Below are 25,057 nucleotides of genomic sequence, written 5' to 3'. Positions count from 1 at the left end.
AAAAAAGCTACCCAGGAAGCTGGATGGAACTCAACTCCAGCTTCCTGAGTGGCAGAATCTGGACAACAGACCATTTGAAACGGATCAGAGCAGAAGCGAGGTTCGACCTTTGTTGCCTTTCATCAGGCCCCCTTCTTCAACTCGACAATTTGAATAAGATTACCATTGGTATCATCAAAGACGGCCGTCGTCGGTCCGCTCTGGCTGAACGGCTCCTGGGTAAATGTCACCCCCAGCTTTCGCAGGCGCTCATACTCAGCCTGGACATCATCGACGGCAAACGAGGTGATGGGAATCCCATCTTCGGTTAATGCTTCGCGCAAAGCTTTCATGGCAGGGTAGTATGCATTCGGCTCCAGTAGGATCTCTGGGCCATCAGGATCTTCTGGAGAGACCACGGTAATAAAGCGCGCGCCTCCGCCCAATTCGATGTCTCTCTTCTTTTGAAATCCCAATATTTCCGTGTAGAAGGTAAGGGCTTTGTTGTAGTCAGCTATAGGAACGCTGGTGATGTAAATCCTCATGAGTCCTCCTTCTTTTTCTCTACCCAGCGCTGTTGAATAGCGCGTAAAGGCGAGGTGTTGATGTAATGAAACTTATATCGCCCCTGTCGTTTGACCGTCACCAAATTGGCGGTCTCCAGAATCGCCAGGTGCTGCGATATAGCTTGCCTTGTCGATGCTATGCGGTGTCGCAGAAGCAAGCGCGAACACAGCTCGAACAATGTCTGTCCATCGCGCTCAGAAAGCTCATCGAGAATCTTTCTTCTGGTAGGGTCCGCAAGCGCTTTAAAGAGTAAATCCATAGCAAGAGCATATGCAAGTGAATACTTGCATGTCAAAAATATACGACTGGGACAAGAAAAAAACTTCTCGGATCTTGCTCTCTTGAGAAGCTAGATCCGACCAGGCATGACGTTTTTTGTCCAATTCGAGTGCGCCCCTTTCAAGCATCATATGACGGGGCTTTTCCTTGAGCAGCAAAACAAAAAAGAGTGCATACTTTGCTCATTCTTAATATGTTGCAGAATGAACAAAGCATGCACTCCTACATAAACGCCTGCTTGTTATCTACTCGCCATAAGGCACCCAGATGTTTTTCACCTGAACTGCTTCACGCAAGAACTCTTCGCCTTCGCCCTGGAACGGATCGAGCCAGTTGCGGGGGCGTCCATAACCGACCCAGGTTCGTTTCATGTTGCCCGCTGAGGCAAACTCTACCATCTTTGAGCCACCTGCCGAACCAAAGTACCATATCGCATCGACATCATCGTGTTCAGCCAACACCTGACCAAGTACATCACGCTCTCCGGTGACGATATTCACGACGCCGGCGGGCAGATCGGAGGTCTCGAACACCTGATAGCAATCGGTAGCGCTCAATGGTGCTGCCTGTGAAGGGATCACCACCACCGTATTGCCCATCGCGATAGCGGGAGCGACCAGCGAGGCAAAGCCCAGCAGCGGATAGTCGTCGGGGCAGGCCAATCCAATCACGCCGATCGGCTCATGCATCGCCAGCACCACACCACGCAATGGCGGTCGATGCACCGCTCCCTCAAACTTATCGGTCCAGGCTGCATAGGTGAAGAGGCGCGAGATTGTGGCCTGCACTTCCTCAGTTGCGCTCGACAGCGAACGACCTGTCTGTCGCGTAATCCTGCGGGCAAACTCCTGCGCCCGCACCGACAAATTTTCGGCGATATAATAGAGGATCTGGGCACGATTGTGCGTCGTGCTGCCAGCCCACTTGCTCGCCGCGTGAGCTGCCTCAACAGCATTGCGGATATCCTTGCGATTCCCCTCACCAACCTCGCCAATGCTGCGCCCATCGGGACCATAGATCGTGCGACTATACCCCGAATCGGGTCGCGCCTGCTTGCCGCCAATAAACATCTTCGGCGTACGATCTATCGCAGGCAAACCGTTCATACCATTTAATCCATGCTCCTCAACTTCTACTGCCTCATCTTCATCAGCACGAGGTTCCTCCTGTTGTGCTGCCTCTTCGTTCTCCCAGGCGGGACGCACGTACTCATACAGCCCCTCTTTCCCTCCCTCGCGTCCGAAGCCGCTTTCTCGATAGCCACCAAAGCCGCTGGATGCATCGAAGAGGTTCGTGCAGTTAATCCACACGCTGCCAGCCTGGATCTTCGGTGCCACATCCAGGGCCAGATTGATATTCTCGCTCCAGATGCTCGCCGCCAACCCATAGCGCGTGTTGTTTGCCAACGCCACCGCTTCGGCAGGCGTGCGAAAGGTCATCGCCACCAGCACCGGGCCAAAGATCTCAACCTGAGCGATGCTGGCCGCCGGAGAGACATCGGTAAAGAGCGTAGGCGGGAAGAAATAGCCCTCAGTCGGACAGGCCCAGGAGGGCTGCCACATCTCGGCCCCCTCAGCAACGCCCTGATCCACCAGCCGTTGAATCTCCTTGAGTTGCGCCGCCGAAACGATAGCGCCGATGTCAATTGCCTTATCCAGCGGATCACCGACGCGCAAACGCTCCATGCGCGCCCGTAATTTCGCGATCAGGCGCTCGGCAATATTCTCCTGCACAAGCAGCCGCGAACCCGCACAACAAACCTGGCCCTGATTGAACCAGATGGCATCGACCACGCCCTCAACAACGCTATCCTGATCGGCATCGTCAAACACCACAAACGGCGATTTGCCGCCCAGTTCCAGCGAGAGCTTCTTGCCAGAGCCTGCCGTTGCCCGACGAATGCTCCGACCAACCTCGGTCGAACCGGTAAAGGCGATCTTGTCGATATTGGGATGCTTGACGATGGCCTCGCCAACCTGCGACGCCTCGCCCGTCACAATATTTACCACTCCTGACGGGAGGCCAATCTCTTGCACAATCTCAGCGAACTTCAACGCGGTTAAGGGTGTGTAGCGTGCGGGCTTGAGGACAATAGTATTGCCCATCGCCAACGCTGGCGCGATCTTCCAGGCCAGCATCAAGAGCGGGAAATTCCAGGGGATGATCTGTCCCACCACGCCAACCGGCCCGTAGCCGCGCATTTCCGTCTCCATCAGTTGCGCCCAGCCAGCATTATAATAGAAATGGCGTGCTACCAACGGTATATCGATATCGCGCGTCTCGCGGATCGACTTTCCATTATCCAGTGACTCTAACACGGCCAGCAGACGCGAGTGCTTCTGAATCTGCCGCGCAATCGCATATATATAACGCGCTCGTACATGACCGGACAGGCCACCCCATGCGGGCTGAGCCGCATTTGCCGCCGCCACTGCCGCATCGACATCGGAGCTATTGGCCGCCGCTATCTGAGCAAGCGATTTGCCAGTCGCCGGGTTGATGCTATCGAGGTAGCGCCCGCTGACAGGTGGCATCCATTGATTATTGATAAAAAGCTGAAACGGCTGATGCTCTTTGAGCCAGTTCTGCGCACTCGCTGCCGCCTCTGGCGCGGGACCATATTCCATCGTCTCAAAAATTTCCGCTACGTTCATGCAATTGCCTCCCTACACCATTGGATGATGATGCGCCGCTGAATAATGGCCGGTGACAAAATGCTCCAACTGGCGCTCAATATCCGAAAGCAGGCCGCTTGCTCCGATACGGAACAGCGTGTTATTCAACCACTCGTTGCCCAATTCTTCTTTCATCAAGATCAGCCAGTCAAGCGAGGCTTTCGCAGTCCGAATGCCACCGGCAGGCTTGAAGCCAATCTGATAGCCGGTCCGCTCGTAGTAGTCACGAATGGCACGAACCATCACCAGGCTCACTGGCAACGTCGCGTTCGTCGGCTCTTTGCCCGTTGAGGTCTTGATAAAATCGGCCCCGGCCATCATACAGACCAGGCTTGCCATGCCCACATTGCGCAAGGTTGCCAGTTCGTGCGTCGCCAGAATCGTCTTCATATGCGCCTCACCGCTGGCGGCACGAAACGCCTTCACTTCGTCATACAACGCCTGCCAGTTGCCGGTCAGTACATGGACACGCGAAATCACAATATCGATCTCACTGGCACCCGCTTGCACTGACGCTTCGATCTCCTTCAATTTGAGATCAAAGGGGGTTTGTCCTGCGGGAAAGCCCGTCGAGACCGCTGCCACCGGGATATGTGAGCCGCGCAGCGCCTCCACCGCGACCGACACTAGATTGTGATATACGCAGACCGCTCCTACCTCCACATGCTCCATGCCCATCGCCTGCAAAAGATCGGCGCGCAACGGCTGCTTTGCTTTCGCGCATAACCGCAGGACGTTGCCTGGCGTATCATCGCCCGCTAGCGTGGTAAGATCAATACAGGTGATGGCCCGCAGCAGCCAGGCCGCCTGCCACTCCTTTTTGACGGTGCGGCGCGTGGAAAGCGTGGCGGCGCGGCGCTCCACCGCACTGCGATTCACATGCACCTGATGTATCCAATCAAGGTCCAGGTCCATCCCCGGATTACGAACAGGCGTCTTGAAGCCGGGCCGTTGCTCCTCTACCAGATCCGTTCGTTGCTCTGTCGTGGTCATAGCACAGATTCCTCAAATATTGCTTAATCGAGACGATACACATCGAAGCTTTAAGGATATCTTCATGTATAACATCGGAGTATGTCAAGCAAAACTTCCTCGCATATGCACCCGCTTCAAAAGGTTGGCACTGGCGCTCACGGCGATGGGGAAGCAGACGCAGTGAGAGAAAAGACGGCGATTTCATAATCCTTCTCAGGAAATACCCCGCGAAAGGTATAGCCCGCCCGATGATAGAAGTCACGTAATTTGGCGTTCCCGGCCCAGCACCCTAAGACGATGGAGCCTGCCGTTGGGATCACCAGATGCCAGATGCCCTCCAGGAAGTGCAGGCCAAGTCCCTTGCCCTGTTCTTCTGGCTCCAGCATCAGGGCACGCAAGTTCCATAAGGGGCCGGGCAAATGGTGGAGATTGGTCTGAACCAGTTCGGGATGATCGCTCTCAAGAGGATAGATCAGTGTACTACCTATACGTCGGTCTTCCAGTTCCAGGACACAAGGATATCCCAGGCGGATCACGCGTTCCACCTCTTGCAGAGGCAAAGGACCAATCTGTTGCAGGCTACCCGATGCGGTCAATGCTGCTTGCACGCGCACGGAAAGGTCAACGATCCAGTGTGCGTCGTCGAAGGTAGCTCGACGTGTAAGTGGGTGAATATTCATGAGCCCCTCCTTCATGGATGAATGATTTTCACACTAGAGCCACTTATCCACCCAATCAGCCCATAACTCAAGGTGCCCCGCCAGCACGCGCACGACAGCCAGTACATGAGGCGTTTGCTTGATCGCATGCTGCCGCTCTTCATCGCTGGCAACCGCGATGCCCAGCGAACGATACATAGTGAAAAGCAGCCATCCCAGCCAGATGCCCAGACAGCCGCGTAACGCGTTGCGACCGGTCTCCTGCACCATCCCTCCGGCCTGCACATAGCCCTGCATCAACGCGGCAAAACGTTCTTCAGATGGCGCACCTGTGGTCAATCCGCTCCAGATTAGCGCCGTTTCCACCAGATCCACCACCGGATTAATCAGTCCCGCCGACTCCCAATCAACAATGCTAAACGCATCCTCGCCTCGCCATAAGATGTTCTCAGGATCAAGGTTGCGATGGCTGACGACCAGTGTATAGTTTAAATGCTCGCTAGCCTCCTCATACCATTTCCCCCACTCGACCAGCCGGGGCATCATCGCGCGCACCTGATAGGCCCAGGAAACACCCAGATCGGCGGCGTGAATCGTGAGCATATCCCAATCGTCATCGGAGAAGGGTTTCCAGTTCAGCGGCGGCAGTTCGGTCTGCGGCAACGGCAAGGCGTGCAAACGCGCCAGCATCGCTCCCACCTGTTGAAGACGCTCAGGCGTGATATCGTCCGGGAGCAACGCCTCGCCATCCATCCAGCGCGAAACAAGAAAGACTTCATCCTCGTACCGCTGCAAAACTTCCCCCTGACGGTCGATAGCTGTGACTGCCGGCAATCCATGCGCCGCTATCTTCGCCGCGATACGCTCTGTTTGCTGATAAAGATCGGTCATGCCCGGCTGACCTAGCAGCGCGGGGTTTAGTTGTTTGACCGCATACGCCCCTTGAGTTGTATCGAGACGCCATGTTTCATGTAAAGACCCTCCCGGCACCGCCCGGGGAGTACCAAGAGGCACACCCAGGTCGCAGGCGGTACAGAGATAGGCTACCTGTGCTGATTTCATGAGTCCTTAGCCACCAAAGTTCGCCTTCTGCTGCTGATGAAATGGAGCGAGGGCGGCATTAGCTGCAACAATAGTCTCCAAATTCCCCACCAGATCAGCAAACTGAGCTGCCGGAATCGTCAAAACCACCTCAGCTGGCGACAGCTCTATATAAGTGCGCGCACCCACGCAGCCAAAGCTCATCGAGGTCTCACCTGTCATCAAGGTACGCGGAATGACGCCACAGGTCGGGCGACCAAAAGCGCTCTGCCCGGATTGTAACCAGTTGACCTGTCCCAACGCCTCTGCAACCAGCATCGCCTGTTGCGTATTCAAAATGCAGAGCACCACGTCTGCCTCGACCGGCAACTGGTCCAGACGCCCATAGACGATGCTCTCGTGCGGCTTCTTGACGACAGGCAGCGCGCTCACTTCATCAGGAGAGAAATACTTGACGCTTGCCATCGTCTGCACCAGCCCTTGCGCACGCTCCTGGGCCGAGGCGGGCATCGTAAAGCCCATAGTCATCATTCCAATTGGGCATTCCTGATGGTCTTCCGCGTTGGCATAAAATACACCCTGCTCACCCAGACGCCAGAAGGTACAGGCAGACGGAACGCGCCTCGCAACATGCTGCACATTTTCAGGCACCGTCTCGACAAAAGCCAATCCGACCGGCGTATGTTGCAATTGCAACGCCTCAACAAACCGTTTCGTCAAATCTTGATACAAGATGATACTCCCTCTCAGGTCTCTATGGTTTACTACGTCTCAATTATACTACTCGCGGTCGTAAGATAGTTTTCCTTTTCATCGTTTATACAGGTTCTACTAGTTCAAACTTTGTACTTTCCCACCAATACTTTTAACCACCTCGTCTGTTTTTCTGTGGGTACAAAGTTGTTTTTTGCCAATCGCTTCGTCATATCGTTCACAAATTTGCGCTCCTGCTCTGAGGTCCGTGCTGGATCAAGCGAATCAAAGTACGTCTTGAGCTTCTGAGCTTGCGCACGCAGGGTCGCACGCTCGGCAGGAGGCAAGCTATTGCGTGCCTCTGCCGCCTGCGATGCCTGCCATTGCTCATAACGAGCGCGATCATTGTTAAATGCACCCAGGCCTGACAGTTCGTCGGCACGCTCATTGTGCAGATGTCCCGCGTGTCCTCGCACCCACTCAAAAACGGGCGGCGTTGTGCGATACTTGAGCAACTGGCGATACTGTTCCCACAAATCGCCATTGGCCTTCATCTGATAGACCCCTTGCGCCACTTTAATTGTATATTCGCTATCGCTGTAGATTTTCAGCGGCAACGTTGGAGGGGCCAGGGATAAGACGGCCAGCACAGCGGAGATCTCTGCGCGATTGTTGGTTGTGGTCTGCGCTTTGGGGATATGTCCGTAGCACTCGAAGCAAGACGCACCATCTCGCACCAACCCATCGCTATTGCTATCAGCTGCCGCCCACAGCAGAGCGCACCAGCCAGCAGGACCACCAGGGTTCTTAATGCAGGCTCCATCAGTATAAGCGAGAATACCAGCCTGATCTAAGGTTGGGAGGGAGGCACGAATAGAAACATCCACTACAGCATTCAGCACAGAGCGCCATTCTAAAGATTCTTGCACGTCAAAACCTTGTCCTTTGCTCATCACCTACAACCTTTCAGCATCTATCGTAAGCTTCTTGCCCATGTAGTCTAACATAGTCTCGCTTCTTTGAATAGCCTGCTTTGTGATGTATCTCATTGACGTCGTCAGAGCAACTTGATAGAATGCGCCCAAAAGGATTATGAAAACTATCACATCACGTCACTAAAAATCGTTCATAAAGCTGGAAGGAATCAAATGTATGCCTTTTGCTGCACTGCTGACCAAAGAGTTACGATCCCGCCTGCGCCGCGAACGGACCGTCTGGGTGATTATCGTCTACGTCCTGCTTATGAGCTTGTTGGGATGGGTTATCGTGAGCCGCTGGACAAATACGTCAAGCTATTACTATAGTAGCAGCGGTTTTAGCGATGCTGGCACCACTCTCTATATCTTTCTTTCCATGATCCAACTGTTTTTCATCCTCTTCGTTACTCCTGCTTTTACTTCTACCGCTGTTAATGGTGAAAAAGAACGGCAAACTTTTGAGTTACTGCTCTGTTCACGTCTTTCGTCTTTTGCTCTTATCTCTGGTAAGCTCATTGCAGGCTTGATTAATGCGCTGTTGCTAGTGGCGGGCACGATTCCTCTCTTCAGTCTGGTCTTTTTCTTTGGTGGCGTCTCACCGCAACAGGAACTCGCTGCCCTCCTGCTCTATCTCATCACCGCGCTCCAGGCTGGCACCTTCGGGTTACTCTGTTCAACCATCATCAAACGCCCGACGATCTCGACCGTGATTACCTATCTGGGCGGTGCTTTCTGGCTGGTCTTCCCTGTGCTTGCCCTCTACCTCTTCTACATCATCAGACCCGGTACTTCCTCCTCCACCACCTACGTTCAACTCTTCTTTATCTGGCATCCGGTCGTGGCTCTCATCAGTACTTACACTCCCGGCATTACCTATAATCTCGCCGGTATACGCATTAACCAGTGGATTATTTACACCTTCTTCAGCGCGCTCTCAACCATCGTTTTCTTCACTCTGAGCATGTTGGCGGCCAAACCCCGTTACATGCATCGACAACGCTCACGCATACACACCAGCAAAAAAGATATACAAAACAAAGTAACAGCAACTGCATAATTGGTTCATCCAAAGCATAAAGCGACGAGGTGAATATGGCAGGCGATGGCTTGTCCTCGCCCCTGCTATATCCACCTCGTCGTAACAAGAGCTATCTTCAAAGAATAAGCCGGGTTGCGGCAATGACACCACGCTTGCTCTTTTTCCCTTCCACAATCAGCACATCGCCCTGCTGGAGCTGCGTCAACGCGTCCTGAGAGACGTGCGCGCCCTCACGATTAAAGAGCCTCGTCTTCTGATTAATCACAACTGCCACAGGCGTTGTATCACCGGCCCTTGAGCTGCGTTTTGGCGTATGGCCCGCAACGATATAGGTGTGCGTCTCAGCCGGATTGGGAGCTTTACCAACCACCTGTACCTTGCGGCCCTTATCCAGCAACACATCAACCAGTTGCACCGTCTCACGATTGGCCGGTTCCGTCAGCGTCTCTTTTTGCAAACGATCACTGTGTAAAGCCTGCGTGACATGATGAGTTGTATGTTCCTGCAATTCTGTTTGCTCGTTCGGCTCCTGCTCCCCTGTACGCTTCGCCGGCTCTTCCACCTCATCTACCTTGTGGGAGTGCTCTTTCTCAGCGTTATTGTCATGCTCAAATAGCTTACCGCTATATGTACGCGGGATCGCAATCTCAACAGCCTCTGGCAAGGAATCGAAACGATACGTCACCTTCACGTGCTCCAGATCACTCTCTTCCTGGAGTGCTGCGTAGTCCGCTTTGCTCAGGTAATCTTTCAGATTGATCGTGCTACCATCCAGTTCAAGCGGAACCGAGGCAGGAACTCTGATCCCAATATGCGCTCCACGAAAGAACTCGCTTGAGACGTTATCAGGCTTGCGGTGTAACAACAACGATGATAATTGCTGCATGGTTGATAGCGCCCCGCCGTTTGTTATGACACACACATCGAGCACGCCATCATCGATATAGGCATTGGGTGTCATCTCCAACACAATGGCGTAACGACGCGTGTTGCCGACAATGATTTGAGAGGCCTCACCTGTCCATACCAGTTCATCTTTCCCACGCTCGCCCGTCGTCACGATCTCCACCGGGAAAGGGCGTTGCTCGGGCAACTCTTTTGCCGCCGAAAGGCCAACGGCCAGCGGCCCAAGCTGATATTTCAAAGGCTTGGAAACTCCCTTCATCACAGCTGCATCCATCCCCAACCCGGCCATCAGCAAAAAGTGGTGCCGCTCCTTTTTAAGCAGTCGCTTGCTCACCCCTTTGACCGAAACACGCCGCCCATCGGGAAACGTCAACTCCTGCACAGTAACGCGCCCGATATCAACCTTGCGCGGCTCACTGTCCACCAGCGCGAGGGCAGCCTCGACAGGATCTTTTGGAATGCCTGTATCGCCAGCCCACAGGTTGGCCGTTCCTCCGGGGATTACGCCCACAACACTATGTTGCTTCGCATTGACCACTCCATTAAGCACCTGATTGACTGTTCCATCGCCACCATATGCGATGACCAGATCGCTGTTCCCCTTCGCGGCCTCATTCGCCAGCAGCATACTATGCCCACCATACTCTTTAATACCAATCTCTGTCTTCCAACCTGCCGCCGCCAATACCGCCAGAACATCCGTAATCTTTGCCAGATTTTGTCCAGTGCGAGGATTAATCACCAATGCCGCTTTCTTGCAATGCATATCAATATCCCTTCCCTATTCTCTCATTGCGCCACGTCTATATATATTTCCTGGCATCCTGAAGTTGTGGCGTTCGTGGTTGTTGAGTATATCACGGATGATCTCTACGAACAGTTGCAACAAAATAGGCATATAAAAAGACTGGCTGCTATGCTCAGCCAGTCCTTCTCAACTCAAGGAGCTTCGTAGTGGAGCGATGTATCGCGTGTGGGGCAGTATAAGAGAAAACTTCCACTAACGCGATACATCGCTCCACTACGAAGCTCCTCCTCGATTTTGATATAAGGAACCAGAGATTAGAGTAATGCGCGAACAGCCTGCACAATATGATGAGCGCTAATGCCTGCCTCCTCCAGGAGTTCGGCAGGTGTGCCAGAGCCGGGCATCGATTGGACGGCCAGTTTCACCACCTGCGGCAATGGGCCATCTGCCTCCGTAAAGACCTCCAGCACCGCATCGCCCAGGCCACCTTCGGGCCAGTGGTCCTCGACAACTATAAGCTTCCCGGTCTCCTGAGCCGCCGTAATCAGCGTTTCAGCATCGATCGGCTTCACTGAGTAGGCATCGATCACACGAATCAACACATGCTGATCTTTGAGCTGATCATATGCCTGCAAAGCCTCATGCAGGGTAATTCCTGCGGCAACCACCGTTACTTTGTCTTGCGCCGACTGGTGAATAACCTTGCTCCCGCCAACCTCGAACTTCTCATCCGTGCCGTAGAGCACGGGCGTCTTCTCACGGGTCGTGCGCAGATAGACAATGCCATCATGCTGCGCCATCTCCGCGACCAGTTGCGCCGTCTGGTTAGGATCGCTCGGATAGAGGACGGTGCTACCATAGACAGCACGCAGCATCGCCAGATCTTCCAGCGCCATCTGCGAGGGACCATCTTCACCGATCGACACACCGGCATGCGAACCACAGAGGCGAATATTCGCACGCGAAATGGCGGCCATGCGGATAAAATCGTAGGCACGGCTCAAGAACGCTGCAAAGGTTGAAGCAAAGGGCTTCTTCTCACGCACGCTCATGCCAACCGCCGCCGCGATCATTTGCTGTTCGGCGATATATTGCTCAAAGTAGCGATCGGGATAGGTTTTCGCAAACTCTTCAGTATAGGTCGAATTACTGACCTCACCATCCAGTCCTACCACCTCCGGGTCGGCTGCTCCCAGCGCTTTCAATGCATCGCCATAAGCCTTACGCGTCGCCACCGCTCCTCCATTCAATTCATAGCGGGGCAGTTCAAGCGGTTTCTTCTCTGGCAAGGGAGCTGGCTGCTTGTTCTCGGGCTTTTGGACCGGGAAGGTCATACTCCGCACATTTGGATGCAATTCATCCAGCGCTTTCGCTTCCTGCTCTTTACTGAGCGCTTTGCCGTGCCACCCATTCACGTTTTCAAGGAACGAAACGCCTTTTCCTTTAATGGTCTTCGCTATGATCAGCGTTGGCGAACCATTGGGCTGAATGGCCTGCGCGTATGCCTTGTTGATCTCGTCGTAGTTATGCCCATCAACGATGATGGCGTTCCAGCCAAAGGCTTTGGCGCGCGCCGCATATGCTTCGGTATTCCAGCCAAGCTCAGTCTCGCCTCGCTGTCCCAGACGGTTGCAGTCCAGAATACCCACCAGGTTATCCAGTTTGTAGTGGGAGGCGTGGTCGAAGGCTTCCCACTGCGAGCCTTCCGCCATCTCGCTATCACCCAGCAAGACCCAGATATGATAGGGCAGCTTATCCAGATATTTGCCGGAGAGCGCCACACCAACGCCTATTGGCAAGCCCTGCCCTAACGAACCAGTTGCCACATCGACCCAGGGCAATGCAGGAGTAGGATGCCCTTCAAGCCGACTGCCAAATTTACGCAGCGTCATTAATTCCTCATCGCTAATGGCTCCCGCTGCTTTATACATCGAGTAGAGGAGTGGCGATGCATGCCCCTTCGAGAAAATGAGATGATCGTTATTCGGCAGTTTAGGGGTGTCAAAGTCGTAATGAAGATAACTGATCATCAACACGGCCATTAAATCAGCCGCCGACATCGACGATGTGGGATGTCCCGAGCCAGCTGCGGTCGTACAGCGAATGCTATCCACACGTAATTGTTGAGCCAGGTTTGTCCATTGTTGCACCTGTGGTTGTGTCTGCGTTGTTGTCATAAAAAAAGCTCCTCAGTTATTGAAAAAGCGCTACAGTCTCCACTTCAGACTCGAATCAATTGTAGCCGTTCCATATTATTGTGGCCGTTTCATTCAAGAACGGCAAGCTGAAGCGTAACGACCCGTAGAAGCGCTTTACGAGGCTACTACGTAATAGCACGTTGCAAACCTACCCAACGATACAGACCGCCGCCAATTACCCGTGCTGCAACAGGACAAAAAAACACCCGATCTCTCAGAGACGATAAGACAAGAGAACAGGTCTTGAACTTCTTTAAAGAATAGTGGTGCCGATAAAGTGTTCACCATCCAGCGCTTTTTCAGCGTTCTCCAGATCGTTGCCATTAAGATAGAGGACTCTGGCATCAATCTCCGCTGCCAGCTTTGAGGCAACCGGATCGAACGGGGCGCTCGACCCCGGCTTCCATTCGTCGCCCACAATGGCGCGGTAGTCGTGCCAGGAGATGCGCTCGACCGGCGTTGCATCGGGGTAGACGCGGGGATCGCGATTGTATATATAGTCGGTATTGCTCATCTTCATGATCGTTTTAATCGCATAGTCCTGCGCCAGGACCACCGCAACATAATCCGTAGACCAGCCTGGCTTCCAGCCCGCCGCAATCACGACCGGTTTATCCGGCTTGTGGATAATGCCGTAGTCTTTGAGGATCACGGGATGTGCCAGATCACGAAAGATTGTTCTGAATAGATGGGCATTGAGCCGCGTAGCATGCACGCCGAGCCAGTCCAGATCTTCGTTCGCCAGTTCGTGGCCAGTTACTTCCGCTCCAGCATCGCGATAATGTCTGGCAAGACGCCCGCCGCCGATAAAAATAAAGAAGCGGCGATTTTTCTCCAATACCTGCCTTCTAATAAAAGTATTAAATTTCTTGATATATTCAATATCAATGCCATCATCGGGCACGATCAACGATCCACCTAATTTGATGACATGCGCGTCACCCATCTCTTTGCCCATAAGATACTCTTTACTCCCTTTTTTTCAACGCTTTTCATCCTGGATTGCTGGCAAAATGATACCACAAAACAGCCATCCCTGACGCCCTTCGCCGCTTCTTTCCCCTATACTATATACGCCCATAGGAGGCTCAAATGGTTCACTGCTCTCGATGATCCGACCACTTTAAGAAGCTGGACAACAAGTGAACAGTATCACGGTCTTTTCGCAGATGATAGCGCCCTCACAGTACTATTCGTTTGCTTCATTTACGCAAGAGAAGATATGTGGAGTACAATAAGAGAGAAAGCCTGATATTACCCACAATACAGTATTATCCAGAAGGGGGACAAGATACGTGCCATCAGACGGGCCTGATAGACAGGATATACTCGATGCCTTCAAACGCTTTTATGAGAGCTTCCGCGCAGCACATGCCCACCTGCTCTCCTTCCTGCATGATATCGCCTCGCCAGCAGAGTGTTCACGCTTCGCTTCCTTACTTCTCTACCGCCTGATATTTCTCTATTTTCTACAAAAACAACATGTATTCGACAACAACCCTCATTATCTCTTTGACATGCTCAAGCTTCTGCAAAAGCACGGCCATAAGCAGAGTTTTCACTCTTTTTATTGCCATCTGCTGCTCCATCTCTCCGAGACTCCCCCACCATCCGATTTCGACGAGTTGCTCGTTACCATTCCACGCTTCAAGGTTGCACTTTTTGATATCACTTCATTGAAGAACGATGATAGCAACTTTCAGATACCTGACGAAGCATTTGAACAGCTTTTCACGCTTTTCGATTCCTTTCAGTGGCAGCTCGACGCTCCACTTTCGCCTAATACGCTCAATCCTGCGCTACTCACCTATATTTTTGAGAAATCGATCAACCAGAAGCAGATGGGAGCATATTACACAAAAGAGGACGTTTCTGAATATATCAGCAAAAATACCATTATTACCTATATTTTGCATACACTTCAACAGACTTGCAAAGAGGATTTTCGACCAGATGGACCGCTCTGGCAGTTGCTACACACTGATCCAGATCGCTATATCTCAACCGCCCTTTGTTGTCAGAGCTATCTCGCAACTGAGACGGAACGTGAATATGCTCAGCGCCGCAAACGCTATGCCGATCTGAAAACTATGCTCGCCAGCGGTATGATCGTCTCTATCAACGATTTTATTACCTATAACCTCGACATCACCTGTTTTCTACGCGATATCATCTGCACATCTAACAGCACCAGGCTCCTGCACACCCTCTATGAATGTCTCGCCAGCATGAGCATTCTCGATCCCACCTGCGGTTCAGGAGCCTTTCTTTTTGCCGCGCTGAATATCCTTACACCCCTCCATACCGCTTGCCTCGAACGAATGCGCACGATGATCTCCGAACATAACCGTTATCCATCTGAATATCTGGCTCAGTTTCGTGAAATCTTGAACCAGGCTGACCGATACGCCGATCCAACCTGCTTTATTCTGAAAACTATCATCAGCAACAATCTGTATGGCGTCGATATTATGCCAGAGGCCACCGAAATCTGTCGGTTACGCCTGCTTCTCACGCTTGCCGCCCGGCTCAAGCATCCCGACGAGATCGCGCCAGTTGTCACATTCCATATTCGCTGCGGCAATACGTTGGTGGGCTTTGTACGCACGCAAGAAGCCGAAAAAGCCATCACCAATCATAGTAGCCATCGTACCCTGCCGCACGATACAGAACAGAGGGTACAACTCGACGCTTATCTTGCCAGCGCCTCGCGACACATTCCAGCGGAGGAACACGAGGCCATGCAGCAATGGCGTGAGAGCCATCAACCCTTCCACTGGTGCATCGAATTTCACGAGATTATGCAGCGCGGCGGCTTTGATGTTATCATCGGCAACCCGCCCTATGTCGAATATAGCAAGGTGCGACACATCTACCGCGTTCAGGGCTACGAAACGGTAACATGTGGCAACCTCTATGCCGCCGTAATCGAACGCTCTCTGGCTCTTTGCCGTCCCGGATCTGGCTTTCTCGGCTATATCGTTCCCCTCAGCATTTGCGGAAGTGGACGCTTTCATCAATTGCGCTCCATCATCAAACAACATACGTCCGCGCACTGGTTCGCAAATTTTGAGATATTCCCCTGTCGCCTCTTCGATGGAGCATTTCAACGGCTCTCTATTTTGCTCGCCAGGCATGGAATCAGGCCCGAAAACAACGTCTTCGTCACAAAAATACAGCGCTGGTACGCCACCGAACGCCCGCACCTGATCGATCTCATCGCCTATACCAAAACGCAATGCACGCTCAAACCACTCGTCATCCCCAAGCTGGCCTCCCCTCTGCAAGAACGCATCTTGCAAAAAATTCTGAGCCAGGCACAGGACCAAACCATCGCGATCCTGCTTTCAGATCAACCCACCGATCATTTCGTCTATTATCAGGAAGCCACCAACTATTGGACAAAGGCCGTCAATGGCATCCCATACTATAAGAAAAATGGCGTCATAATGCCCCCTCCTCATGGTCGCTTCCTGTATTTTCACGCGGCCTCAACTGCTCAAGCGATTATGGCGATCATGAATAGTTCGCTCTTCTACGTCTGGTTCGCCACCTTTTCTGACGGCTTTCACCTCTCCCACATGCTGGTAAAGGATTTTCCCGTGAGCAGCCAGCTATACGAGCAAAAAGAACTGTTGCAACTCTCACAGGCTTTACAGCAGAGCATCAAAGCACATGCCAGAAAGAGCACCAGAAACACAAGAATAACTGCCAGACCCAATAAGGATCAGCTTCTCATCGAACTGGAAGAATATCGTATGAGCCACTCCAAACCGCTTATTGATGCTATAGATGCGCTCCTGGCCGACCATTACGGCTTTACCCCGGAAGAGCTGGATTTTATCATTCATTACGATCACAAGTATCGCATGGGCAAAGACGATGGGGAAGCAGATATGGCTGAGGCAGCGATCTATCAGGCTCGACAGGCTTTACAAAAACAGTCAGAAGATTTATGATAAGCCAGAACAGTTCCCCAGGCGGGTTGCCTGTGTCGAACATTATGTGATGGGCGGGACGCTTGATGATCCGATCCGTTAATGTAGAGCGCATTACCAGACGATTCTATGAGCAGTTCAAAGGCGAGCGCCAACACTTCCTCGACAGCATCCAGGGCATCTCTTCACGCGCCGCACATGAACGCTATACATCTTTGCTCCTCAATCGCCTGATGTTCCTCTATTTCATCCAACAGAAGGGCTTCCTTGACAACGACTCCCACTATCTCGCTCATCGACTCGCGCTCACGCAACAACATGCGCCCGATACGTTTTACCGCAGCTTCCTGCTTCCTCTCTTTCACGAAGGGCTGGGATCACCCACTCATACACCAGACTTCCAGCGGCTCTGCGGAAAGATCCCCTATCTGGATGGCGATCTCTTCACGCGCCACGATATCGAAGAACAGTATCCCGCGATCCATATCGATGATGCCGCCTTTGAACGGCTCTTTGCCTTCTTTCACACGTATCAATGGCAACTGGGCGAGGTTCCGTCACAGCAAAAGAATATCCTTCATCCCGGCATTTTAGGCTATATATTTGAGAAATATATTAATCAACAGCAAATGGGAGCATATTATACAGAAGAAGATGTTACGGAGTATATTGCGCGTAATACGATCATTCCTGCGCTTTTTGATCGGATTGAAGCACGATATCCTGAACTCTTCAGCACGACAGGCTCGCTCTGGCAGTTGTTGAAACAGCAACCTGAGCGCTATATCTTCCCCCAGGTGTGCTACGCTCACCAGCATTCAGGCGAGACGACGCACGACCATCGTACTCGCAGCGCCCGCTATACAGCGCTGTTGATCGAGCAGATAACAGCGGGAAAGCTGCATAGCATCGACGATTTCATCACCCATAACCTCGATCTGTGTCGATTTGCGCTCGATGTGATAGACAGCCTGGAAGATATTCGCTGCGTGCAAGCCGTGTATGAGCAGTTGCAGCAGATCACGATTCTCGATCCAACATGTGGCTCCGGGGCATTTCTTTTTGCGGCACTCAATATCCTTGAACCGCTGTATACGGCTTGCCTCAAACGCCTGCAAATTGCCCCAAATCGCTATAGCGTCCTCAAAACGATCATCACGCACAACCTTCATGGCGTCGATATGATGGCGGAGGCGGCGGAGATTTGCAAGTTGCGCCTTTTTTTGAAGTTGATTGCGCAGATCGAGCAGGTAGAAGATATCGAGCCGCTCCCCCATATCGAACATAATATTCGCGTCGGCAATGCTCTGGTTGGGCTGTTGACGAGCGATGACGCATCAGTTGATCGCGCAACACTCGACCGACAGCTCGCACGGGCATACGCGCTCGATCCGCAGGATACCTCAGCATTCATGCACTGGCGCGAGAGCCATCAACCATTCCACTGGTGCTGCGAATTTGCGGATATCCTCGCGCGAGGCGGCTTCGATGTCATTATTGGCAACCCTCCTTACGTTGAGTATGACCATAAAAAGTTTCCCTATCGCCTGCTCGATTTTACGACACTTGCTTGCTCCAATCTCTACCCGTGCGTTATCGAGCGGAGCCAGCGTTTGCTCAATCCAGCTGGTCGTCAGGGCATGATTCTTCCCCTGGCCGCCTTCGCCACCAGAAACATGATCCCTTTTATCGAAGGATTTCTGCGCTGGTTCCCTTGCACATGGCTCTCGTTCTACCATTTTCGCCCGTCTATGCTCTTTTCAGGCGGCAAAATCGCCAGCATTCCCACCGCTATCTCTCTGGCAAAAAACGCCGGGCCGGAACAACGCTTCAGTACCAGCGTGATGAAATGGTCGGCGGAGGATCGACCGTTGCTCTTTTCACTCCTCTCCTATTGCCGGATCACTGTTCCGCGCGATCCCGATAATCGCCACTATTACCCCAAGTTTGGCTCGCACATCGAGAACAGCATTATGAGCAAAGTCTTGCAACAACAAAAAGTCAGTAAATATCTGGCAAAAAATAGATCGGGAACGCCAATGCGCGCCATGTCCTATCGCTCAGCTGGTGGACTATACTGGAAGATATTTGTGAACTTCGCCTGGCCTTATCACACCACCTCCAATAAGCAATGCACCTTTCAGCATCAATATGATTGCGATATCTTTGTGGCACTGTTCAATAGCTCGCTATTCTGGTGGTATTATACTGCCACGTTTGATACCTTTAACCTCAAAGATTACATGCTCTTCGGCTTTCGCTTCACCTATCCGCAAGATCCCGTCTTGCTCCGGGCATTAAAGACGCAGTGCCAGTACCTGATGGCCGATTTTCAAAAAAATGCGTGTCATCTTAAAAGGGGCGAAACAGGAAGTTATACCATTTATGCTAGAAAATCTAAACGCATCATTAACGATATAGATCGCTTACTGGCACAACACTATCACTTCACTGAGGAAGAGCTGGATTTCATTCTTCACTATGATATCAAGTATCGTATGGGCATAAAAGGTGAACCTGAAGAATAATCTTCAAAAGTTGTTGCAATGCTGCGTCTATTATGCAGATGCAAGCTGTTGTGACACTCATTCGTCCTTCGTAGCAACCCTGAGTACTCTCTCTTCAGAACTTCCTAAATACTACTAAGTACTACCATATAAGGGCATCGGGAACACTTTTACATTTTACGCGTCTATATAAAAGAAACTACTCCTGTGGGGGGGCTAAAACAGCATGCATACATGCACATCTTGCGGCGCAGAAATGTCCGAAACGTGGATATTCTGCCAATCCTGTGGCACAAAAGCCAGCAGTACTACCGCATCACATCACACAATTGGCTCATTCATCCAGGCTTCAACACGTACCGATGCCAATGACCAGAACGACGCCAACACCAAATCTATTTCTGAATCGCCAGGCGAGACAGGCCACTCAACCGTCCCAATACCGATAGAGCCGAAAGCATATTCGACGGTCCCGATCCATATCGTCGAACAGGAGGACGCCGAAGAGCGGCGGCGACGCATCGCCATGCTCGATCCTAATTTCGCTGCACTTGACGAAGAAGAGCAAGCAGCAAACAACGCGCTCCCGATCTCGCCTCTAGCTGATATCACGACACATGAAAACATTCCACAGGTGACAGGAACGCCTCAAGTCACAAACGCCGTGCAGATACAGGGAACCCCTCAATTCAGAGGCGGCGTTGCGGGTCACGGCACCATACCGCAACCCTATCCTCCAGCGGTTCCACCGCCGGGTATGGGGCACAATGCAGGCTTCATGGGCGAACAGCCCTCTGCTCATATGCCCTCCGCCCGGCAACCACCAGAGACGCCGTTGCCTCCATCGATGATACCCCGAACAGCACGTTCTCTTCGCGATCAGAAATGGCTGCGAATCGGGCTAATCTCAGGGCTGGTCCTGGTGATTTTTCTGCTCGGCGGGATGGGACTCACCCTCATAAGCTCAACGCCTGCCCTCTCACTCGATGGCGGCACAACTGTTGCGCAAGGCGGCACGCTCCATCTCAGTGGCAGTCATTTCCTTTCTGGTGGAACTGTTATATTAACACTTGACCATACAACACCACTGTATTCTGCTTATCATAGCCCAGAAAATACAATTACATCAAGTCACCTCTATACAATAAATACTCTGTTATTGAACAATAGAATCACTCAGAGGACTATTGCAGGCAATTCAATTAAAGTAAGCAAAGATGGTTCATTTCGCGTCAATATTCAAGTCGGTCTGGATTGGAAGCTGGGCGACCATAGCATTCAAGCCAATGAAGGCTCGGGGGCACGTATCGCCTCACTCGCATTTACAGTCACGCAACCGACGCCTGTTCCGAGCGAGGAGACGGTCACGCCAACGAAGATAGAAACCATTACTCCAACCACAAAGACAGATTCACCAGGTATACCACCATCCATTACGGCTGTCGTCACGCCACAAACCCTCGTCGCTAGTGGATTGAGCGGTGTTGCCCCAGGCCTCCTCACATTTGGTCCGGCCAATGAAGGGGATCAACAGGCTTCGACATCGGGTGTGGTGCTGGCTACAACAGGAACCGCGCTAATCACCTGGAACGCCTCCTGGGATCAGAAGCAAGCTCCCTGGCTCCAGATGAAGCCGACCACCGGACAGATTCAGGCCCCAGCCTCACAAAAAATCGCGGTTAGCGCCTCGCCAGCCAATCTCAAAGCAGGCACGTACAAAGCGCTGATTACATTTACCAATACGCTGAACGCTCAGACGGTCACGCTCAACGTCGTCCTGACCATTCAGGCCAGTTGCCTCAAAGCAACGCCAACCAGCCTGGCCTTCACCAGTACAATTGGAGCGGCTGACCCAACACCTCAGACCGTGACCATCAACACCTGTGGTCAGGCGAGCAAATGGAGCGCCACTACTTCAGCCAATAGCACCTGGCTGAGCATCAAACCGACCAGCGGTGCCATTGCTCAGAACGGGACTCAGGATGTAGCGGTTGCAGTAACCAGCCAGAAACTTGCCGCAGGGAGCTACCAGGGGCAGGTTGTGTTGAGCAATGGCACCACCCAGGTCACAATCCCCATCACCCTGACCATCCAATCGGCACCACAACTCGCCGTCAGCCAGTCAAGCATAACGGTCGCGAAGATGTGCCAGTTGAGCGCGGGAACCTGGACCTGCACCGAGACGCTGAGCAGTTCAAGCACGCAGGTGAGCCTCGACTGGACCGCAAGCAGCAATGCCAGCGGCACAGTGACAATGACTCCCACTAGTGGTACAATCGCAAATGGTCAAACCACGTCTGTTTCTATTGCAATACCGACCGCTTCCTGTGCGGCCAACTTCACGCTGACCTTCACAGGACCGGCAAATAGCGTTGCTGTTCCGATAGATTGCAGCAACACGCAAGAAACGCCACAGGTAAAGTAGCAGTTGTACAGCGTCACTGAGATCCGGGGAGGAGCGGTAAGAGTAGTCTATGAAACAAGATCCTTTGATCGGCACACAGGTAAGAGACTATCTGATCCGCTCCAGCCTGGGCGAAGGGGGCATGGCGCGCGTTTACAAGGCATATCATCTGCGTCTGCGTCGTGAGGATGCCGTCAAGATCATCTTGCCCGATATCGCTCATGACGCAACGTTCAACGCGCGTTTTGAGCAGGAGGCACAACTAGCCGCCACGCTGGATCACCCCAACATCGTATCGATCTACGATTTTGGCGAGGATCGCGGCCTGACCTATCTGGCGATGCAATATGTCGGCGGCGGCACCCTCCGTCAGAGCCTTCAGCACCAACGACCGCTGGAAGCCGCTCTCACCATACACTACATCCTTCAGATGGCACGCGCACTTCATCACGCTCATCAGCATGGCATTGTGCATCGCGATGTCAAACCACAAAATATGCTTATCTCGACCAGTGATCCCCATCAGTTGCTTCTCTCAGACTTTGGGATCGCCAAGATCTTCGACAGAGGCCAGGAAGAGACGCGCACAGGGGATGCAACGCTACCAGCTGCCCCATTACATCCGCTGACAACCAGCACGGGACAGATTGTGGGAACTGCTGCATATATGGCCCCGGAACAGGTTGAGCGCCAGCCCGTTGACGCTCGCACCGATGTCTACGCGCTCGGCGTTGTCCTCTATCAAATGCTCACGGGCAACGTGCCGTTTCAATCAACCACCACCGTTGGTCTGATGTATCAACATGTTCATACGCCGCCAACGCCCGTGCGACAGGTGAACCCAAACGCCCCTGAACTTCTGGCGCGCATCACGGAAAGAGCGCTGGCAAAGAAGCCAGCCCAGCGCTTCCCATCGGCAGAGGCAATGGCAGTAGCGCTGGAATCTGCCCGCGCAGCTCTCACTCACCCTACTTTCACCGTTCCAAACCCACAGACAAGCAATCCTTATACGTCGCACTCCTCAACCCACACAAGCGCGCCAACGCCACCTATCTACAACACGCCCTCGCAATCTCAGGCACCGCCCTCTTATCACCCATCAGCTGGCAACGCGCCTCCTTATAGTATCCCCACATCACGCCGGAAAAGCTGGCTTCCAACGGTTGGTGCCATACTTGTGGCACTGCTCCTTGTGACCTTCACGATCATCAAATGGCCCACCTCATCCGTTCCCTTGCCATTAACCGCTGCGACGCCCACACCAGCGGGAGCCTTCACCGATACCTTTAGCTCAAACAACTATGATTGGCCCCAGGCCAGCAGCGATGGCCTCACCGCCTCTATCGAGCAGGGACGCTATACGCTCACGACAGATAATCAACAGAACACGCACTTTCCCTATCCTAAAGCCGTTGGCCCTTTGCCCAGCAACTTTACCTTTACAACCGAAATCGCACAGGACCAGGGATCACTTCAGGTATTTTATGGTCTCGTCTTCTATCTACAACCAGAACGCGCACAATGCTATGCTTTCATTATCAACAATAGCGGCAATTACCAGATCTTGCGCTACGATGGAGGCAATGCTCCATTCAAGCAGCTCTGGGGAGGAAATTCAACGGCCATTCGGCGGGTACTCCACAGCAAAAATCGGCTTCAGGTGATAGCGCGCAACGGCCAATACAGTTTCACTATCAACGATCAGACCGTGCCGCTCAAACCAGGACAGACAACCCTCTCCGACACAACCTATACCACCGGGGAGCCAGGATTGTTCATCGCTGGCCCCAGCACCAGCTTTACAGTCACGAAGGTACAGCTAGCGATACCTTAGATCGCCTCTTGCGATCAACAGAAACGAAAGATATACTACTAACAACGCTCGTGATTATGTATCAGCACACATTAGACATATGATAACTTTGCAAGAACAACTCTATGATGCCGCCGAACTCATCCAGCACTCGCGGCAGATCGTTGCGCTGACTGGCGCTGGCATCAGTACCGAATCGGGCATCCCGGATTTTCGTGGCCCCGGCTCCATCTGGCAGCAGCACCCACCAGTGCGATATCGCGATTTTCTCCACAAGCCAGAAGCACGTCAAAGCTACTGGGCCACGCGCAACAGCCTGATCAAACAGGTGACGGCGGCGCGCCCCAATGCGGCCCACTATGCGCTGGTGGAGCTAGAACGCCGTCACAGTTTGCAGGGTGTGATTACGCAAAATTTCGATGGCTTGCACCAGGATGCAGGACTGCCACCAGAGCGCGTCATTGAGCTACATGGCACCTCCCGTTTCGCCGCCTGCACCCTCTGTGGCTCTCGCTCCTCGATGCCTGCTCTCCAACAGCGCATCAATTCTGGCGAGGTTGATCCACGCTGCCATCTGTGTGGAGGTTACCTCAAAGCGGCGACGATCCTCTTCGGACAGCGCGTTCCTGATGCAGAGTTAGCTCGTGCGAAAGAGATCGCGGAAGCCTGCGATCTCTTTCTGGTGATTGGCTCCTCGCTCAAGGTGACGCCAGCCTCCACGCTGCCACGTCTGGCGCTCAAACGCAACATCCCACTGATCATCATCAACTTACAACCAACCTCGCTCGATGCTAGTGCAGATGTGGTTATTCACGAGAAAGCTGGCGAGATCCTGCCCGAAATCATCTGTATGCTCAACACCTGACTACTTCGCTGGCTTGGGATAAAATCCAGTCTGCGACACAAAGATGTTATAGGGCAACCCATCAGCGGGCGCAATTGCAGCATTTCCATAGGCCGCATCGACAAATGGCGATGACCACGCAGCCTTATATGTCCTTTTAAAGAAGTCGTCATCACCGCCGTTGAGGACGACTACCGTATGCTTCTCGTTACTGTCCATGTTGGGATCGTCATACTGCCCGCTCAGTCGCGTCAATTTATACCCGGAGTGAATACCAAGCATATTCATCCAGGGCGCGAACTTCATGATATTGCCCTGAAGCAGCCATCTATCGCCCTTCACCAGATAGGTTTTATGCGATAGCTCGTGGCCGCTACTATCCAGTTGCGTTAGCTCAAGGCTCATCATATGAGGCATGCCCTCAATCTGGGTGGCTCGCACCTGCGCAACGGGAATATCCGCCGTTAACCCCAGATAGGATTGTGCCATTGATGTGACCCAGAGCAGCGCGAGTGCCACGATCAGCAACAGAACACCACCCGATACTCGCTTCGCCCCCAGTTGTCTGCGCCGCAAGTGGACATGTCGCCCATGCTCATCGATAAATCGTACGGTATGCCCGCGCGTCAATCCCACGATCGACGAAAGGAGCAGCGCAACTCCAACCGCCGCCGCCAACCAGAGGACGAGTTGGAACCAACCAGAAATCACAGGTATCATCATCTTGTATTCTCTGCTTTCATTCTTTGCTATTACAGCTTACTTGCCATGACAGGCCGATTTCGACTCATACACTCCTGCATATTATACGGATT

Annotated in this window: 18 protein-coding genes; 6 read left to right on the top strand and 12 right to left on the bottom strand. The window is 52.7% G+C overall.

Features of this window, described 5'->3' with window-relative positions; all coding sequences use genetic code 11:
* Nucleotides 1-122 precede the first annotated feature (122 nt).
* From K3T83_RS34500 to K3T83_RS34465, 8 genes are all read right to left on the bottom strand, one after another.
* On the bottom strand, nt 123-524 hold the full coding sequence (locus K3T83_RS34500; protein ID WP_220207449.1) for a VOC family protein: 402 nt from the start codon (nt 522-524) through the stop codon (nt 123-125).
* A complete protein-coding gene (locus tag K3T83_RS34495; RefSeq protein ID WP_220207448.1) occupies nt 521-805 on the bottom strand; it encodes an ArsR/SmtB family transcription factor in 285 nt (94 codons plus the stop codon). Before K3T83_RS34495 ends, K3T83_RS34500 begins: the two co-directional genes overlap by 4 nt.
* A gap of 265 nt (nt 806-1,070) precedes the next feature.
* On the bottom strand, nt 1,071-3,479 hold the full coding sequence (locus K3T83_RS34490) for an aldehyde dehydrogenase family protein (RefSeq protein ID WP_220207447.1): 2,409 nt from the start codon (nt 3,477-3,479) through the stop codon (nt 1,071-1,073).
* 12 nt (nt 3,480-3,491) lie between these two features.
* Nucleotides 3,492-4,493, bottom strand: coding sequence for a deoxyribose-phosphate aldolase (gene deoC, locus K3T83_RS34485; RefSeq protein WP_220207446.1), 1,002 nt, complete (start codon nt 4,491-4,493; stop codon nt 3,492-3,494).
* A gap of 137 nt (nt 4,494-4,630) precedes the next feature.
* Entirely contained in the window at nt 4,631-5,155 is a 525-nt protein-coding gene (locus K3T83_RS34480; protein ID WP_220207445.1) for a hypothetical protein, read from the bottom strand.
* 33 nt (nt 5,156-5,188) lie between these two features.
* Complete coding sequence (locus K3T83_RS34475; protein ID WP_220207444.1) at nt 5,189-6,196, bottom strand: phosphotransferase; 1,008 nt, start codon at nt 6,194-6,196, stop codon at nt 5,189-5,191.
* Nucleotides 6,197-6,202: 6 nt separating this feature from the next.
* The gene (locus K3T83_RS34470; RefSeq protein WP_220207443.1) at nt 6,203-6,907 is read right to left on the bottom strand and encodes a DUF169 domain-containing protein; all 705 of its coding nucleotides are present in this window, start codon (nt 6,905-6,907) and stop codon (nt 6,203-6,205) included.
* A gap of 104 nt (nt 6,908-7,011) precedes the next feature.
* On the bottom strand, nt 7,012-7,821 hold the full coding sequence (locus K3T83_RS34465) for a ribonuclease H family protein (RefSeq protein ID WP_220207442.1): 810 nt from the start codon (nt 7,819-7,821) through the stop codon (nt 7,012-7,014).
* A gap of 199 nt (nt 7,822-8,020) precedes the next feature.
* On the opposite strand from K3T83_RS34465, the gene K3T83_RS34460 reads away from it, so the two are divergent.
* A complete protein-coding gene (locus K3T83_RS34460; RefSeq protein WP_220207441.1) occupies nt 8,021-8,902 on the top strand; it encodes an ABC transporter permease in 882 nt (293 codons plus the stop codon).
* A gap of 97 nt (nt 8,903-8,999) precedes the next feature.
* On the opposite strand, the gene K3T83_RS34455 is transcribed toward K3T83_RS34460, so the two are convergent.
* The 3 genes from K3T83_RS34455 to pyrH all read right to left on the bottom strand — a co-directional run bounded on the left by K3T83_RS34455 (nt 9,000) and on the right by pyrH (nt 13,694).
* Nucleotides 9,000-10,556 carry a diacylglycerol/lipid kinase family protein gene (locus K3T83_RS34455; protein WP_220207440.1) on the bottom strand — a complete coding sequence of 519 codons (1,557 nt, stop codon included), beginning with the start codon at nt 10,554-10,556 and terminating at the stop codon, nt 9,000-9,002.
* Between the two features lie 296 nt (nt 10,557-10,852).
* Nucleotides 10,853-12,715 carry a transketolase gene (locus tag K3T83_RS34450; RefSeq protein ID WP_220207439.1) on the bottom strand — a complete coding sequence of 621 codons (1,863 nt, stop codon included), beginning with the start codon at nt 12,713-12,715 and terminating at the stop codon, nt 10,853-10,855.
* A 274-nt stretch (nt 12,716-12,989) separates the two neighbouring features.
* The gene (pyrH, locus tag K3T83_RS34445) at nt 12,990-13,694 is read right to left on the bottom strand and encodes a UMP kinase (RefSeq protein ID WP_220207438.1); all 705 of its coding nucleotides are present in this window, start codon (nt 13,692-13,694) and stop codon (nt 12,990-12,992) included.
* A gap of 337 nt (nt 13,695-14,031) precedes the next feature.
* Here pyrH and K3T83_RS34440 point away from each other — a divergent pair, with 337 nt between their 5' ends.
* From K3T83_RS34440 to K3T83_RS34420, 5 genes are all read left to right on the top strand, one after another.
* Complete coding sequence (locus K3T83_RS34440) at nt 14,032-16,695, top strand: Eco57I restriction-modification methylase domain-containing protein (protein ID WP_220207437.1); 2,664 nt, start codon at nt 14,032-14,034, stop codon at nt 16,693-16,695.
* A gap of 65 nt (nt 16,696-16,760) precedes the next feature.
* Nucleotides 16,761-19,202, top strand: coding sequence for an Eco57I restriction-modification methylase domain-containing protein (locus tag K3T83_RS34435; protein ID WP_220207436.1), 2,442 nt, complete (start codon nt 16,761-16,763; stop codon nt 19,200-19,202).
* A 205-nt stretch (nt 19,203-19,407) separates the two neighbouring features.
* Entirely contained in the window at nt 19,408-21,606 is a 2,199-nt protein-coding gene (locus K3T83_RS34430) for a BACON domain-containing protein (RefSeq protein ID WP_220207435.1), read from the top strand.
* Between the two features lie 49 nt (nt 21,607-21,655).
* Nucleotides 21,656-23,419, top strand: a complete 1,764-nt coding sequence (locus K3T83_RS34425; RefSeq protein WP_220207434.1) for a serine/threonine-protein kinase — start codon at nt 21,656-21,658, stop codon at nt 23,417-23,419.
* Between the two features lie 79 nt (nt 23,420-23,498).
* A complete protein-coding gene (locus K3T83_RS34420; RefSeq protein WP_220207433.1) occupies nt 23,499-24,263 on the top strand; it encodes an SIR2 family NAD-dependent protein deacylase in 765 nt (254 codons plus the stop codon).
* Here K3T83_RS34420 and K3T83_RS34415 read toward each other — a convergent pair whose 3' ends face one another.
* Nucleotides 24,264-24,965: a hypothetical protein gene (locus K3T83_RS34415; protein WP_220207432.1), complete on the bottom strand. Its 702-nt coding sequence runs from the start codon at nt 24,963-24,965 to the stop codon at nt 24,264-24,266.
* Nucleotides 24,966-25,057 lie beyond the last annotated feature (92 nt).

The sequence above is a fragment of the Reticulibacter mediterranei genome (assembly GCF_016587455.1).
This window is presented reverse-complemented; position numbering and strand designations above follow the sequence as displayed.